Origin of the sequence: Modestobacter sp. VKM Ac-2983, from assembly GCF_026967885.1 — a bacterium.
In the GTDB taxonomy this organism is placed as follows: domain Bacteria; phylum Actinomycetota; class Actinomycetes; order Mycobacteriales; family Geodermatophilaceae; genus Modestobacter.
This window is the reverse complement of sequence record NZ_JAPVBK010000001.1, coordinates 338221-352967: the sequence shown is the minus strand read 5'-3', so window position 1 is coordinate 352967 and position 14747 is coordinate 338221. Positions and strand designations below refer to the sequence as shown.

The window sequence follows — 14747 nt, the reverse complement described above, 5'->3', positions numbered from 1 at the left end:
CGCCCGCGAGCTCGCGGCGGGCCGGCGCAGGGGGGCCGTCCCCTCCTCCTCCGCACGGCGTGACCTCGCCGCGCGGTCCCCCCACGCCCTCGCAAGGAGCACTCCTGTCATGACCTCCACCGACGTGCGCCCGCAGACCGCTGCCGGGCTGACCTTCCCGCCGGGCTTCGTGTTCGGCGCCGCCACCGCCGCCTACCAGATCGAGGGCGCGGTGGACGTCGACGGCCGCGGGCCGTCCATCTGGGACACCTTCAGCCACACCCCCGGCACGACGTTCCAGGGGCACACCGGCGACGTCGCGGTCGAGCACTACGTCCGCTACCCGGCCGACGTCGCGCTGATGAAGGACCTGGGGCTGGACGCCTACCGGTTCTCCGTCTCCTGGTCCCGGGTCCTCCCGACCGGCGCCGGCGCGATCGAGCAGCGCGGCCTGGACTTCTACCGCCGACTGGTCGACGAGCTCCTCGAGACCGGCATCGCCCCGTGGCTGACGCTGTACCACTGGGACCTGCCGCAGGGGCTGCAGGACCAGGGCGGCTGGACGAACCGGGACACCGCGCTGCGCTTCGCCGACTACGCCGGGATCGTGTACGACGCCCTGGGCGACCGGGTGCCGCACTGGTCGACGCTGAACGAGCCGATGTGCAGCTCACTGCTGGGCCACATGGCCGGCCAGCACGCCCCGGGCCACCAGGACCCGGTCGAGGCCTCCCGCGCGGTGCACCACCTGCTGCTCGGGCACGGCCTGGCGACGCAGGTCATGCGCGACAAGGGCGCCGACCACCTGGGCATCACGCTGAACTTCACGCCGATGTCCCCGGCCACCGACTCCCCCGCCGACGTCGACGCCGCCCGCCGGCTCGACGGGCAGCAGAACCGGATGTTCCTGGTGCCGATCGCCACCGGCGAGTACCCGGACGACGTCGTCGCCGACCTGGCGGCCGCCGGCGCACCGCTGCCGATCGAGGACGGCGACCTGGAGGTCATCTCCACGCCGGTGGACTGGCTCGGCGTGAACTACTACTTCGAGTCGACGGTCCGCGGGCTCAGCGAGCCCAGCGGCAAGCACCCGACCTTCATCGGCGCCGAGCGGGTCGAGGACCTGGCGCCCGAGGGCCCGACGACCACGATGGGCTGGGGCATCTCCCCGGAGGCGTTCACCGCGCTGCTCACCCGGATCTCCGAGATCGCACCGGGCACGCCGCTGTTCATCACCGAGAACGGGTCGGCGTGGCCGGACGAGGTCTCGGCGGACGGCCAGGTGCACGACCCCGAGCGGGTGGACTACCTGCTGCGGCACCTCGCGGCGATGACCGAGGCGATCGACGCCGGCGCCGACGTCCGCGGCTACTTCGCCTGGTCCCTGCTGGACAACTACGAGTGGGCCCGCGGGTACGCGCAGCGCTTCGGGCTGGTGCACGTCGACTACGACACTCAGGTGCGGACGCCGAAGGACAGCGCGCTCACCTACGCCGAGGTCATCCGCAGCGCCAAGGACGGCGTGTGACGGTCGGAGCTCCCGACGCCGACCTCGCGGGACGCCGGGTGCTGCTCACCGGTGCGTCCCGCGGGGTCGGCGCGGCCGTCGCCCGGCAGCTGGTCGCGGCGGGCGCCGACGTCCTCGGCACCGCCCGGGACGGGCGACGGCTGGACGAGCTCAGCCGGGAGCTGGCCGACGGGCCCGGCTCCTTCACCGCGGTCGTCGCCGACCTGACCGACGAGGCCACGCCGCACCGGCTGGCCGAGGTGGTCGGGCAACGGTGGGGCACGCTGGACGTCCTGCTGAACAACGCCGGGGTGATGCTCGCCCGCGAGGCGCGCTTCGAGGACGAACCGGCCGGCACGCTCGAGGAGAGCCTGCTGGTCAACTGCGTCGTCCCGCACCGGCTGGTGCTCGCGCTGCTGCCCGCCCTGCGCAAGGGCACCGATCCCCGGGTGGTGCACGTCAGCTCCGGGGCGGGCACCAGCGAGCTCATCCGCGACGCCGGGATCGGCAGCTACCGGGTGAGCAAGTGGGCGTTGAACGGGCTGGTGCTCATGCAGGCCGCACAGCTGGCCGGGGAGGTCGCGGTCAACGCCCTCGACCCCGGCTGGGTGCGCACCGACCTGGGCGGTGCGGAGGCGCCGGGCACCCCGGAGGAGAGCGCGGCGGGCGCCCTGGCGCTGCTGCGCGAGCCACCGACGGTGACCGGCCGGATCTTCAAGGACGGCGCCCAGATCTCCTTCTGACCCGCCCACCGCTGCTCGAGCCCTGGCCGCCACTGCGGCCGGGGCTCGAGTCGTCAGGAAGGACCGCAGTGCTCGATCGGGACACCCGCCGACGCGTGCTCGACTGCCTGCTGGTCGGTCAGCGCCACTCCTGGGAGCAGGGGCTCACGGCCGCCGTGCTCGACGACGCCGGCGCATCCGGCCTGCTGCGTGCGCTGGTCGATGACGCGGTGGCGCGCCAACTGCCCGACGGGCGGCTGGCCGAGCTGGACCCGGCCTGCGCGGTGAACGGCGCAGCGCTCGGTGAGTTCGTGGACTCCCTGGCCCACCGGCTCGGCGACCCGGCGCTGGCCGCGGCCGCCACCCGCCAGCACGGCTGGCTGCGGTCCGGCGCGCCGCGGGCGGCGGACGGGACGCTGTTCCACCTGGTCGGCAGCCGCCAGGTGTGGGCCGACACCGTCCACATGGTGGTGCCGTTCCTGGCCTGCCGCGGCGACGGGGCGGCCGCCGTCGCGCAGCTGGCCGGCCACCGCGCCCGGCTGCGCGATCCGGTCACCGGCCTGTGGGCGGCCCGCTGGGACGAGGACGCCGGGGCGTTCGCCGACCCACGCGCCTGGGGCACCGGCAACGGCTGGGTCGCCGCCGGCGCGGCCCGGGCGGTGCGCTGGCTGCCGGGGGCCGCCGGCACCGCGGTCGCCGCAGAGGTGCGCACCCTGCTGGACGCCGTCCTGCCGCTGCGCCGTCCCGACGGCCTGTTCGGCGACGTGCTCGACGACCCGGCCACCCCGGCGGAGACCAACATCGCCTCGATGGTCGCCCTCGCCGCGCTGACCGGCGCGGCCGAGGGCTGGCTGCCCGGCCGGTACGGGGACCTCGGGGAGTCGCTGCTCGCCGCCGTCCGCGACCGGGTCGACGACCTCGGCCGGGTCACCGGCGCGAGCGCTGCCCCCCACTTCGACCGGTCCGGCCACTCCCCCGAGGCGCAGGCGTTCCTGCTGCTGGCCGACGCGGCCTGCCGACGCTGGCGCGCCGGCCGGTCACCCTGATGGGGAAGACAGTCCGGGGGAGGCGGCTTACAGTGACCACGTAGTTGAGCCCTCAACAGAAATGAGGACGCCATGCCCGCCGTGACCGTCGAGGACACCACCACCCTCGCCCGGGTCCCCCTGCCCGCACCCCGGACGGTGCGCCGCCGGGTGCGCTCGGTGACCACTGCGCCGTCCGGCTTCGAGGGCGAGGGCTTCCCGGTCCGGCGCGCCTTCGCCGGCGTCGACCTGCGCGCCCTGGACCCGTTCCTGCACATGGACCAGATGGGCGAGGTCGAGTACGCCCCCGGCGAGCCCAAGGGCACCTCGTGGCACCCGCACCGCGGCTTCGAGACCGTCACCTACCTCCTCGACGGAACCTTCGAGCACGCCGACAGCCACGGCGGCGGAGGCACGATCAGCGACGGCGACACCCAGTGGATGACCGCCGGCGGCGGCGTCCTGCACATCGAGCGCCCACCGGAGGCGCTGGTGCTCAGCGGCGGGCTGTTCCACGGCCTGCAGCTGTGGGTGAACCTGCCCGCGGCGCAGAAGTGGGTGGAGCCGCGCTACCAGGACCTGCGGGCCCGCCAGTCGGTGCTGCTGACCAGCCCGGACGGCGGCGCGCTGCTGCGGGTGATCGCCGGTGACGTCGGCGGGCACCGCGGCCCGGGCAGCACCTACACGCCGATGGCGATGGTGCACGCGACCGTCTCCCCCGGCGCCTCGCTGGACCTGCCCTGGCGGCCGGACTTCAACGCGCTGGTCTACGTGCTCTCCGGGTCCGGCTCGGTGGGTGTCGACGGCGCGCCGGTGCACACCGGACAGCTCGCCGTCCTCGGCCCCGGCGACACGGTGACCGTGCACGGCACCCGACCCGGCGACCGGCACGCCGAGGCCCGCACGCCGGACCTGGACGTCGTCGTCCTCGGCGGGCTGCCGATCCGGGAGCCGATCGCGATGTACGGGCCGTTCGTGATGAACACCCGGCAGGAGGTGCTGGACGCGATGACCGACGCCTCCGCCGGCCGGCTCGGCACCATCCCGGCCGCCCGGGTCGCACACGGTGACGTCCAGGGTCTGAGCGAGTAGGAAGGCGGCCATGAGCAACCTCGAGCCACGGCCGGCGCCGCACGAGCTGGGCGGGCGCGCCCAGGCGTCGGCCGGGCCGGTGCTGGACCTGCTGCCGGGCAAGGAGGTGCTGCTCGGCGAGGCGACCCACGTCCGCCGACTGCTGCCCACGCTCGGCCGGCGGCTGGTCGGCGCCTGGGCCTTCGTCGACCACTACGGCCCCGACGACGTCTTCGGCTCCGCAGGGATGCAGGTGCTGCCGCATCCGCACACCGGGCTGCAGACCGTCTCCTGGCTGCTGGACGGCGAGGTGCACCACCGCGACTCGCTCGGCAGCGACGTCGTGATCCGGCCGCGGGAGCTGGCGCTGATGACCGCCGGGCACGCGATCGCGCACGCCGAACAGTCGCCGGCCGTCCACCCGCGCTACCTGCACGGCGCACAGCTGTGGGTGGCGCTGCCCGACGGCGCCCGGGACGTCGCCCCGGCGTTCGAGCACCACACCGCGCTGCCCGGCTTCGACTCCGACCGGGTGCGGGCGACCGTGCTGATGGGCACGATGGCCGGCGCCACCTCACCGGGGACGGCGCACACCCCGCTGGTCGGCGTGGACCTCGCGCTGTCCGCCGGTGCCGACGTGGAGCTGCCGCTCGAACCGGACTTCGAGTACGCGGTGCTCACCGCGTCGGGCACCGCCGACGTCGAGGGCGTGCCGCTGACCCCCGGCGCGATGCTCTACCTGGGCTCGGGCCGGCGCACGGTGCGGCTGCGCGCGGACGACGCCGCACAGCTGCTGCTGCTGGGCGGCGAGCCGTTCGAGGAGCGGATCGTCATGTGGTGGAACTTCGTCGGCCGCTCGGGTGAGGAGATCGCCGAGTTCGCCGAGCAGTGGGCCGAGGGCGACCGGTTCGCCGACGTCCCCGGCTTCGACGGCCAGCGGCTCGGTGCCCCCGCCCTGCCCCCGGTCCCCCTCAAGCCCCGCGGCCGCACCCGCTGACGCCCGCGAGGGGCCAAAGTCGCGACTTCGGCCCCTCCGCGGCCTGGCCGATGGCGCAGAGGGCGTCCCCGTGGGTGCGGGGACGGGTCAGCCGGTGGCGGAGGCCCGTCGCCGTGTCCGGACCTCCCGGACGGTGAGCACCGTCAGCCCGACGGCGGTGAGCGGCAGCAGCCCCCACTGCGCCACCGCGGTGAACTCCGGGGCGGCCGCCGATCCCATGGCAGGGAGGACGAGGACGGCGAGGTAGATCGCGTACCAGGCGAGCAGCAACCCGCCCTCCCAGCGGACCAGCGTGGCACCGGTGAGCAGCAGCGGCACGAACGCGAGCGTGACGGCGATCATCACCGGCAGGTCCAGGCGCAGTGCGGAGGCGTCGACCGGGAGGCCCCCCGGTGCGACGACGGCGGTGAGCCCGAGCACCACCCCGATGTTCAGCACGTTGCTGCCCACGATGTTGCCCAGCGCCATCTCCCGCTGACCGCGCACCGCAGCCACCACCGTCGTGGCCAACTCGGGCAACGAGGTGCCGACAGCGACCACGGTCAGTCCGATGACCAGGTCGGACAGCCCCAACGCGGCGGCGATCGTGGTCGCGGCGGCGACCAGCATCCGCGCGCCGACCACCAGGAGGGCGACCCCGATCAGCAGCATCCCGAGGGGAGCGAGCACCGTGCGCGGCCGCAGCGGCGGCCGTTCGTCCTCGGTCCCGTCCGGGGCCTCACGCCGACCGGCCAGCACCTTCCAGCTGAGGTAGGCGACAGCCAGGACCACCAGGAGGAGCCCCTCCCACAGCGCGACGGTGCCGTCGATGGCGAGCAGGAGCAGCAGGACGGACAGGCCCAGGAGCGCCGGCAGGTCTCCACGCAGCAGCTTCCGGTCGACGGCCAGCGGCGCGGCGACCGCGGTCAGACCGCCCACCAGCAGCACGTTGGCGATGTTGCTGCCCACCACGTTGCCGACCGCGATCCCTGCTGCACCGGTCAGCGCGGCGCCCAGCGAGACAGCCAGCTCGGGTGCTGCGGTGGCGAACGCGACCACGGTGAGCCCGATGACCAGCGGGGAGATGCCGACCGCGCGGCCCAGGGCCGAGCCCCCGCGCACCAGCAGCTCGCCGCCGGCGGTGAGCAGGACGAGTCCAGCCAGCAGCTCGAGCACGGTCACACCCGGCCCGGTGCCCAGCCGGCCCGGGGATCAGCCGTCGCCGGCAGACCGTTCCCCCGGTGGCCACCTGCCCGTCGCCTCGGCGCGACGTCCGTGCCGGACAGGGCCCGAGCCCGGGAGGGGCCGAAGTCGCGACTTCGGCCCCTCCCGGGCCCCTTGCAGGGGCCCGCCCCGAGCTTGCGAGGGGTGGGGGCATCACTCAGCGGCGCGGAGGGCGTCCCAGTGGGTGCGGCGGCGGGCCTGCTCGTCGGGGTCGGGCACCGGCAGGGACGCGAGCAACCGCTGGGTGTACGGGTGCTTCGGCGCGCCCAGCACCTCCGCCCCCGTGCCCTCCTCGACCAGCTCACCGCGGTAGAGCACCGCGATCCGGTCGGCGAGCAGGTCGACCACGGCCAGGTCGTGGCTGATGAACAGCGCGGCGAACCCCAGCTCCCGCTGCAGCTCGGCGAAGAGCTCCAGCACCCGGGCCTGCACCGACACGTCCAGCGCGGAGGTCGGCTCGTCGGCGACGAGCAGCTCCGGCTGCAGGGCCAGTGCCCGGGCCAGGCTGGCCCGCTGCCGCTGCCCACCGGAGAGCTCGTGCGGGTACCGGTCGCCGAACGCCTTCGGCAGCTGCACGGCCTCCAGCAGCTCGTCGACCCGCGGCCGGGCCGCGCGGGGGTCCTTGGCCCGCTTGTGCACCACGAGCGGCTCGGCGACCGCGTCGGCGATGGTGAGCAGCGGGTTGAAGCTGGACGCCGGGTCCTGGAACACGAACCCGATCCGTTCGCGCACCGGCCGGAACGCGCGCTCCTTCATCCCGTTCATCTCGGTGCCCAGCACCGTCAGCGAGCCGTCGCTGACCTTGGTCAGGCCGGCGATCGCCCGCCCGATGGTGGTCTTCCCGCTGCCGGACTCCCCGACCAGACCGAGGACCTCGCCCGGCCGGATGCTGAAGCTCACACCGTCCACGGCGACGAAGTCCGGGCGGCGCATCCGGCCGGGGTAGACGATCCGCAGGTCGGTCGCCTCGACGACGGGCGCGGCCCGCTCCCAGCCGGCCGCGCGCCGGACCGCCCGCTCCCGGGTGCGCTCGACACCCTGACCGAGCCGCGGGACGGCGGCCAGCAGCTGCTGGGTGTACGGGTCCTTGGGTGCACTGAACAGCGTGCGGACGTCGGCCTGCTCGACGATCCGGCCCTGGTACATGACGGCGACCCGGTCGGCCAGGTCGGCGACGACGCCCATGTTGTGCGTGATCAGCACGATGGCGGCGCCGAAGTCGTCCCGGCAGCGGCGCAGCAGCTCCAGGATCTCGGCCTGCACCGTCACGTCCAGCGCCGTCGTCGGCTCGTCGGCGATGATCACGCCGGGGTCGAGCACCAGCGCCTGGGCGATGACGATGCGCTGCTTCTGCCCGCCGGAGAACTGGTGCGGGTAGTGGTCGACCCGGTGCTCGGGGTCGGGAATGCCCACCCGGCGCAGCACGTCGATCGCCTTGGCCCGGGCCTCCTTCTTGCTGTAGTTGCCGTGCGCCCGCAGGCCCTCGGCGATCTGCCAGCCGATCGGGTAGACCGGGTTCAGCGACGTCGAGGGCTCCTGGAACACCATCGCGGCGTCCTGCCCGCGGACCTCGCGCAGCTTCGCGCCGGACAGCGGGACGACGTCGTGCTCGTCGGTGCCGTCCTTGCTGCTCAGCACCACCGCACCGCGCACCCGCGCGGTCTCGGGCAGCAGCCCCAGGATGCTGCGCGCGGTGACGGTCTTGCCGCTGCCGCTCTCCCCCACGATGGCCAGCACCTCACCGGCCTGGACGGCGAGGGTGACGTCGTGCACCGCGGTGACGGTGCCGGCGTCGGTGGCGAAGGAGATCTGCAGGTCCTTGATGTCGACGACGCTCATGAGCGGGTCCCTCCTCCGTCCTGGCCGGTCACGTCCGGCCCGGCCACCTGTCCTTCGGCGGGCTCGGCACCGGTGGCACCGGCCGAGGCCGGCGTCCCGGGCCGCTCGCCGGCCACGGTGACCCCCAGGCCACCGACGCCCGCCGGCCCCCTGGTCAGTGCGCCGCCGGGGACGGCGGCGACCTCGCCCTCCTCCGCCGGCTCCTGGTCGGTCACCCGGCGGCGGGTGCGCAGCCGCGGGTCGGCCAGGTCGTTGAGGCTCTCGCCGACCAGCGTCAGGCCGAGCACCACCAGCACGATCGCCAGACCGGGGAACAGCGAGGTCCACCAGATGCCGCTGGTCACGTCGGACAGCGACTGCTGCAGGTCATAGCCCCACTCGGCGGCCTCGGTGGCCTCGATGCCGAACCCGAGGAACCCCAGACCGGCGAGGGTGAGGATCGCCTCGGACGCGTTCAGCGTGAGGATCAGCGGCAGTGTGCGGGTGGCGTTGCGCAGCACGTGCCGGAGCATGATCCGGCGGTTGCTCGCCCCGATGACCCGGGCGGACTCGACGAACGCCTCGGCCTTGATCCGCACCGTCTCCGCCCGGACCACCCGGAAGTACTGCGGGATGAACACCACGGTGATCGAGATGGCCGCGGCCAGGATGCCGCCCCACAGGCTGGACTGCCCGCCGCTGATCACGATCGCCACGATGATCGCCAGCAGCAGCGCCGGGAAGGCGTAGATCGCGTCGGCGATGACGACGAGGACCCGGTCCAGCCAGCCGCCGAAGTAGCCGGAGACCAGCCCGAGCAGCACACCGGCGACGATCGACAGCAGAACGGCGACGACGATCACGTACAGCGCCGTCCGGGAACCCCAGATCACCCGGGACAGCACGTCGTACCCGCCCACGGTGGTACCGAGCAGGTGGTCGCCCGACGGCGACTGCTGGGCCCCGAACAGGCCCTCGGCGTCGCGCAGCTGCCCGTACTCGTAGGGCGCCAGCAGCGGCGCGAACAGCGCGGTGAGCAGGAAGACGCCCATCAGCACCAGCCCGGCCACCAGCATGCCGCGCTGCAGGCCGACGCTCTGCCCGAGCTGGTGGACGATCGGCAGCTGGCGCCAGGAGCGACGTCGGCGGGCCGGCGTCGCGTCGGGCTCGCCGGCCGGGCCGGTCTGGGTCGGCACGGAGGTCGCCGTGGCCATGTCAGTACCTCACCCGGGGGTCGATGAGCGCGGCGATGATGTCGACGATGAAGTTGGTGACGGCCACGATGACCGCCAGCAGCACGACGATGCCCTGTACGGCCACGAAGTCGCGGGCCTGCAGGTACTGGGCCAGCTGGAAGCCCAGGCCCTTCCACTCGAACGTCGTCTCGGTGAGCACGGCGCCGACCAGCAGGATCGCGATCTGCAGGCCCATGACGGTGATGATCGGGATCAGCGCAGGGCGGTAGGCGTGCTTGCGCAGCAGCCGGGACTCCGCGACGCCGCGCGAGCGGGCGGCCTCCACGTAGCCGGTGCCCAGCGTGCCGATCACGTTGGTGCGCACCAGCCGCAGGAAGATCCCGGCGGTCAGCAGGCCCAGGGCGATGGCGGGCAGGACGGCGTGCTCCAGGACGTCGGAGATGACGTCCCAGTCACCGGTCTGGATCGCGTCGATCAGGTAGAAGCCGGTCGGGTTGTCCAGGAACTGCAGCTCGATCTCGGTACCGGTCGAGGCCCGGCCGGCCACCGGCAGCCAGCCCAGCCCGGAGGCGAAGACCAGCTTGAGCAGCAGGCCGGCGAAGAAGACCGGCGTCGCGTAGCAGAGGATCGCGAAGACCCGCAGGACGGCGTCGGGGAAGCGGTCCCGGGAGTATGCGGCCAGCATGCCCAGCGGGATGCCGACGATGAACGCCACGATGAGCGCGTAGACCGTCAGCTCCAGCGTGGCGATGCCGAAGGTGGTCAGCACCTCCAGGACCGGCCGCCGGTCGCTGAGGGTGGTACCGAAGTCGCCCTGCACCAGGGCGCCCAGGTACTCGAGGTACTGGGTGAACAGCGGCCGGTCGTACCCGGCCTCCCGGACCCGCTCGGCCAGCTGGTCGGCCGGGAGCCGCCCGCCGAGCGCGGCGGTGATCGGGTCGCCGGTGGCCCGCATCAGGAAGAAGACGGTCGTGACCAGGATGAAGATCGTCGGGAAGATCAGCAGGAACCGGACCAGCAGGTAGCTGCCCAGCCCCCCGCTGCCCTTCCGCCGGCGCCGGGGCGCGGGGTCGAGGGTGCCGGCGGGGTCGGCCGTGCTCCCGCTGCGTTCGGTCGTGATGGTGGTCATCTCTCCCAGCCTGAGGTGGCGGCGGACATGCCGGTGCCCCGGGTGACTCGCGGACAGCGGGTCACCCGGGGCGTTCTGATCCGGCTCGATCAGCCCTTGCTGAGGGCGCCGTAACGGAACTTGAAGGACGGGTCGAGGGTGTCCTCGGCGCCCTGCACGTCGGTCCCGGTGACGGCGACCTGGGCACCCTGCAGGTAGGGCAGCGTCGACAGGTCCTGGGCGACCTCGGCCTGGATCTGCTCGATCAGGGCCTGCCGCTCGGCCGGGTCGACGGTGGTGGCCTGCTCCAGGATCAGGTCGTTGACCTGCTGATCGGAGTAGTGGTTGGCCAGGAAGTTCTCCGTCAGGAAGAACGGCGTCAGGTAGTTGTCGGCGTCGGAGTAGTCCGGGAACCAACCCAGCTGGTAGGCCGGGTAGACGTCGGCGACGCGGTCCTTGGAGTACTGCACCCACTCGGTGGTCTGCAGGTTCACCGTGAACAGGCCGCTGGACTCGAGCTGGTCCTTGATCAGCGCGTACTCGTCACCCGAGGACGGGCCGTAGTGGTCGTTGGAGTACTGGAGGTCGAGCTCCACCGGCGTCTGCACACCGGCCGCCTCCAGCACCTGCCGGGCCGCCTCGACGTCCGGGGCGCCCGAGCCGTCGCCGTACTGCTCCAGCAGCGGCTCGACGGCGCCGGTGAGGCCCTCGGGCACGTAGGAGTACAGCGGCGTGTAGGTGCCCTTGTAGACCTGCTCGGCCAGCTCCTCGCGGTCGAGCAAGTGCGCCGCGGCCTGCCGGACGGCGAGGGCCTTGGCCGGGTCGGCCTCCGGCGTCGTCGCGCCGTAGGGCTGGGTGTTGAAGTTGAACGTGATGTAGCGGATCTCCCCGCCCGGACCGTCGACGACCTGGACGGAGTCGTCGCTGCGCAGGTCCTCGACGTCGGTCGCCGTCAGGCTGCGGAAGGCGACGTCGACGTTGCCCTCCTGGACGTCGAGCTTCAGGTTCGACGAGTCGGCGTAGTAGCGGACGTTGACCGTCTCGGTCTCCGGCGCGCCCAGCAGGCCCTGGTAGCCGTCGAACGCCTCGTAGGAGACGAGGTTGTTCTGGTCGTAGTTGGTGATCGCGTACGGGCCGGCGAAGGCGTTGCCCTCGACGATCTCCTGGTCCGTGGTCAGCGCGTCGGCGGCGAAGACGTCCTCGTCGACGATCGGGCCGGCCGGGCTGGAGAGGATCTGCGGGAACACCTGGTCGTCGGGGGACTTCAGGTTGAACACCACGGTGGTGTCGTCCGGGGCCTCGACGCTGTCCAGGTTGTAGAGCAGCGACGCCGGGCCGTTCTCGTCGTTGATCGCGACCATCCGGTCGAAGGAGAACTTGACGTCCGAGGCGGTGAGCTCGTTGCCGTTGGCGAACGTCAGCCCGTCCTTCAGCGTCACCGTGTACTCGGTGGGCGAGGTGAACTCGGCCGACTCGGCGATGTCCGGCTCGACGTCGGGGCTGCCCAGCGGGGTGTTCATCAGGAACGGGTAGACCTGGTTCATCACGGCGAACGAGCCGTTGTCGTACGAACCGGCCGGGTCGATCGTGGTGATCTTGTCGGTGGTGCCGACGATCAGCGAGTCGCCGCCGCCGGAACCGCCGCCGTCCCCGTCGTCGCCGCCGCCGCACGCCGACAGCGCCAAGGCCGTCGCCGTGATGCCCGCTGTGGCGACCAGCGCACGCCGGCCGCTCCTGGACACGGAGTTCATCCGCTACCTCGTTCTCATGGGGTGGCGGCGCGTGGGCGCAACGGTGCGCCGCGACGGCCGCCGGTGGCCTTCGGGAGATGCATGACTAACACACCCTTCCCACGACGTGGGACGGGTGGGTGGAGGCGTGATGGTGTTGTGACCGCAGGCGGGGAGCCGGCGGACGGTGGGTGACCGGCCGTCAGAAGTCGCCGCCGCCGCCGAAGTCGCCACCGCCGAAGCCACCGCCGCCACCGAAGTCGCCGCCACCGAAGCCACCGCCACCGCCGAAGTCGCCGCCACCATCACCGCCACCGAAGCCACCGCCGTAGCCCCCGCCGAGCCCCCCCAGCAGGATGCTGCCGAGCATGCCCCCGGCCACACCACCGGCCACGCCACCGGCGAAGCCCCCACCGCCGTACCCCCGTCGGGGGCCCGCGCCGTAGCCAGGGCGGCCGCCGTAGCCGCCGGCCATGTACTGCTCGACGTCCTGCTGGGCAGCGGTCAGCGCCTGTCGGGCCAGTCCGTCGGCGCGCTGGGCCGACCGCAGCGCGGCGATCGGGTCGGCCGCGGCGGACCGGGAGGCCTCGTCCAGGTGCCGTTCGGCCTCGGCGAGGCGGGTGCGCGCGGGGCTGCCCACCGCGCCGCGCCGGGTGGCGATGAAGTCACCGGCGACGGTCACCGAGGAGTCGGCGGCGTGCATGGCCTGCTGCAGGTGGGCTGCCGCCCGCTCCTGCTGCTGCCGGACGTCGCGGGCCGGCTCCAGGGCCGCCTCCAGGGCGAGGTCGGCCTCGTCCAGCCGCCGGACCACGGCCAACGGGTCGGGCAGGGCGCCGTCGCGCGGCTGCAGCTCCGCGGTGCTGCCGGCCAGCGCACGCTCGGCGCGGGCCAGCTGCTCCCGCAGGCCCGGGGTGTCGACGCCGCGGGCCAGCATCGCCTGGGCCTCGGCGATGTCCCGCTCGGTCTCGGCCCGCACCTCGTCGAACCGCGCCCCGCTGCTGCTCAGCTCCTCGGCCAGCCGGCCCACCGCGTCCAGCAGCGTCCGGCTCTGCGCCAGCGCGTCCTCCGCCGCGCGGATCGCCGGGACCGCCCCGGCGGGCCGGCCCTGGTCGAGCTCGGTCCGACCGGAGGCCACCGCCTGCTCGGCGAACTCGGTCCGGGTGCGCGCCTCGGTCACGTTGTCGGCGACCGGCGCCCAGGCCGACCGCGCGTACCGCTGCTGCAGGTCCTGCAGGGTCGCCTCGGTCGCCGGGATCCGCTCCCGGACGCCGGTGATCGCCGGGGTCAGCGCAGCCAGCGCCTCGGGGGCGGACTCCTGCAGGTGACGCAGCTCCGCATAGGCCTCGGCCTGCTCGGCCAGCCGCGCATCGGCGGACGCGGTGAGCTGCAGCAGCTGGGTGAGCATCCGGCGCTGGGTCGGCTCGTCCTCCGGGATCTCGTCGTCGAGCTCCTGGCGCAGCGCGAACGCCTGGGACAGCTCGGCCTTGGACCGGTCCAGGGCCTCCTGGAACCCGGCGACCGACTGCTCGCCGTACTGCGAGCGGGCGTAGGCGAGGTCGAGCTCGGAGGTCTTGACCGCCTCGTCGAGGTCGAGCAGCTCCTGGCTGGCCCGGAAGGTCAGCTGCTCGGTGGAGGTGCCGTGGTGCGGGTCGCGGGCGGCGGCCTCCGCGGCGGCGCGCTCCTCGGCCGCGCGGGCGGCGGCAGCCTGCTTCTTCTTGCGACTCCGGCTCTTCACCAGCGCGTACCCGCCACCGCCGAGGACGGCGATCCCGACCAGCACGGCGAGGGCTCCCCCACCGCCATCACCGCCGGCGTCGGCTGCGGCCGTCGCGCCGGCCTCGTCGACCTGGAGGGCCTCCGCCAGGGACACCGCCGCACCCGCCCAGTCGCCTTCCTGCAACTCCGGCCCGGTCGCGGTGTTCACCAGCTCGCGCAGCTCCGCCAGATCCGCGACGCCGGTGCCCGACCCGGACTGGAACCCGACCTGCCCGTCAGACGTCTCGGAAGGCAGCGCTACGGCCAGCAGCACGTCGTTGGCACCCAGCGGCGGGGCGAAGGCCTGGTCGACCCAGGTGCCCGGCTCCAGCCCGTCGAAGGAGTCGACGTAGACGACGTAGAGCTGGGTGCCGTCCTCGGCCTCCAGCTCCTGCAGCGCGGACTCGACCTCGGCCTCCTCGCCGGCGTCCAGGACGTCGGCCTGGTCGACCAGCTGTTCGGTCGGCACGAACGGCTCGACGGCGAGGGCCGGAGCCGCCCCCAGGAACACGGCGGGCACACCGACGGCCAGCGGGACGAGCAGCCGGGAGAGGAGACGCATGGGCCCATCGTCGCCGATCACGCTGTGCCGGGGGTGGCCGAGGGCCCGCCCACCGCCGCCGGCCCGGTGCAGAC

The 14747-nt window shown here is 73.7% G+C and carries 11 protein-coding genes; 5 read left to right on the top strand and 6 right to left on the bottom strand.

Going from position 1 to position 14747, the window contains the following annotated elements; genetic code table 11:
* Window positions 1–109 precede the first annotated feature (109 nt).
* From O2W18_RS01605 to O2W18_RS01585, 5 genes are all read left to right on the top strand, one after another.
* The gene (locus tag O2W18_RS01605) at window positions 110–1507 is read left to right on the top strand and encodes a GH1 family beta-glucosidase (RefSeq protein WP_269185834.1); all 1398 of its coding nucleotides are present in this window, start codon (window positions 110–112) and stop codon (window positions 1505–1507) included.
* Complete coding sequence (locus O2W18_RS01600; protein ID WP_269185833.1) at window positions 1504–2229, top strand: SDR family NAD(P)-dependent oxidoreductase; 726 nt, start codon at window positions 1504–1506, stop codon at window positions 2227–2229. Before O2W18_RS01605 ends, O2W18_RS01600 begins: the two co-directional genes overlap by 4 nt.
* A 68-nt stretch (window positions 2230–2297) precedes the next feature.
* The gene (locus O2W18_RS01595) at window positions 2298–3254 is read left to right on the top strand and encodes a glycoside hydrolase family 88 protein (RefSeq protein WP_269185832.1); all 957 of its coding nucleotides are present in this window, start codon (window positions 2298–2300) and stop codon (window positions 3252–3254) included.
* 72 nt (window positions 3255–3326) lie between these two features.
* Window positions 3327–4325 carry a pirin family protein gene (locus O2W18_RS01590; protein ID WP_269185831.1) on the top strand — a complete coding sequence of 333 codons (999 nt, stop codon included), beginning with the start codon at window positions 3327–3329 and terminating at the stop codon, window positions 4323–4325.
* A 10-nt stretch (window positions 4326–4335) separates the two neighbouring features.
* Window positions 4336–5301 (top strand): pirin family protein, encoded by a 966-nt coding sequence (locus O2W18_RS01585; RefSeq protein ID WP_269185829.1) that lies wholly within the window; start codon window positions 4336–4338, stop codon window positions 5299–5301.
* A gap of 87 nt (window positions 5302–5388) precedes the next feature.
* Here O2W18_RS01585 and O2W18_RS01580 read toward each other — a convergent pair whose 3' ends face one another.
* The 6 genes from O2W18_RS01580 to O2W18_RS01555 all read right to left on the bottom strand — a co-directional run bounded on the left by O2W18_RS01580 (window position 5389) and on the right by O2W18_RS01555 (window position 14673).
* Entirely contained in the window at window positions 5389–6456 is a 1068-nt protein-coding gene (locus tag O2W18_RS01580) for a calcium/sodium antiporter (protein WP_269185828.1), read from the bottom strand.
* Window positions 6457–6657: 201 nt separating this feature from the next.
* Window positions 6658–8343: an ABC transporter ATP-binding protein gene (locus tag O2W18_RS01575; protein ID WP_269185827.1), complete on the bottom strand. Its 1686-nt coding sequence runs from the start codon at window positions 8341–8343 to the stop codon at window positions 6658–6660.
* Window positions 8340–9536, bottom strand: coding sequence for an ABC transporter permease (locus O2W18_RS01570; RefSeq protein ID WP_269185826.1), 1197 nt, complete (start codon window positions 9534–9536; stop codon window positions 8340–8342). The genes O2W18_RS01575 and O2W18_RS01570 overlap by 4 nt, the downstream gene beginning before the upstream one ends.
* 1 nt (window position 9537) lies before the next feature.
* Window positions 9538–10647, bottom strand: coding sequence for an ABC transporter permease (locus tag O2W18_RS01565; RefSeq protein ID WP_269185825.1), 1110 nt, complete (start codon window positions 10645–10647; stop codon window positions 9538–9540).
* An 89-nt stretch (window positions 10648–10736) separates the two neighbouring features.
* Window positions 10737–12377: an ABC transporter substrate-binding protein gene (locus O2W18_RS01560; RefSeq protein WP_269185824.1), complete on the bottom strand. Its 1641-nt coding sequence runs from the start codon at window positions 12375–12377 to the stop codon at window positions 10737–10739.
* Window positions 12378–12558: 181 nt separating this feature from the next.
* Complete coding sequence (locus tag O2W18_RS01555) at window positions 12559–14673, bottom strand: TPM domain-containing protein (protein ID WP_269185823.1); 2115 nt, start codon at window positions 14671–14673, stop codon at window positions 12559–12561.
* Window positions 14674–14747: the final 74 nt, after the last annotated feature.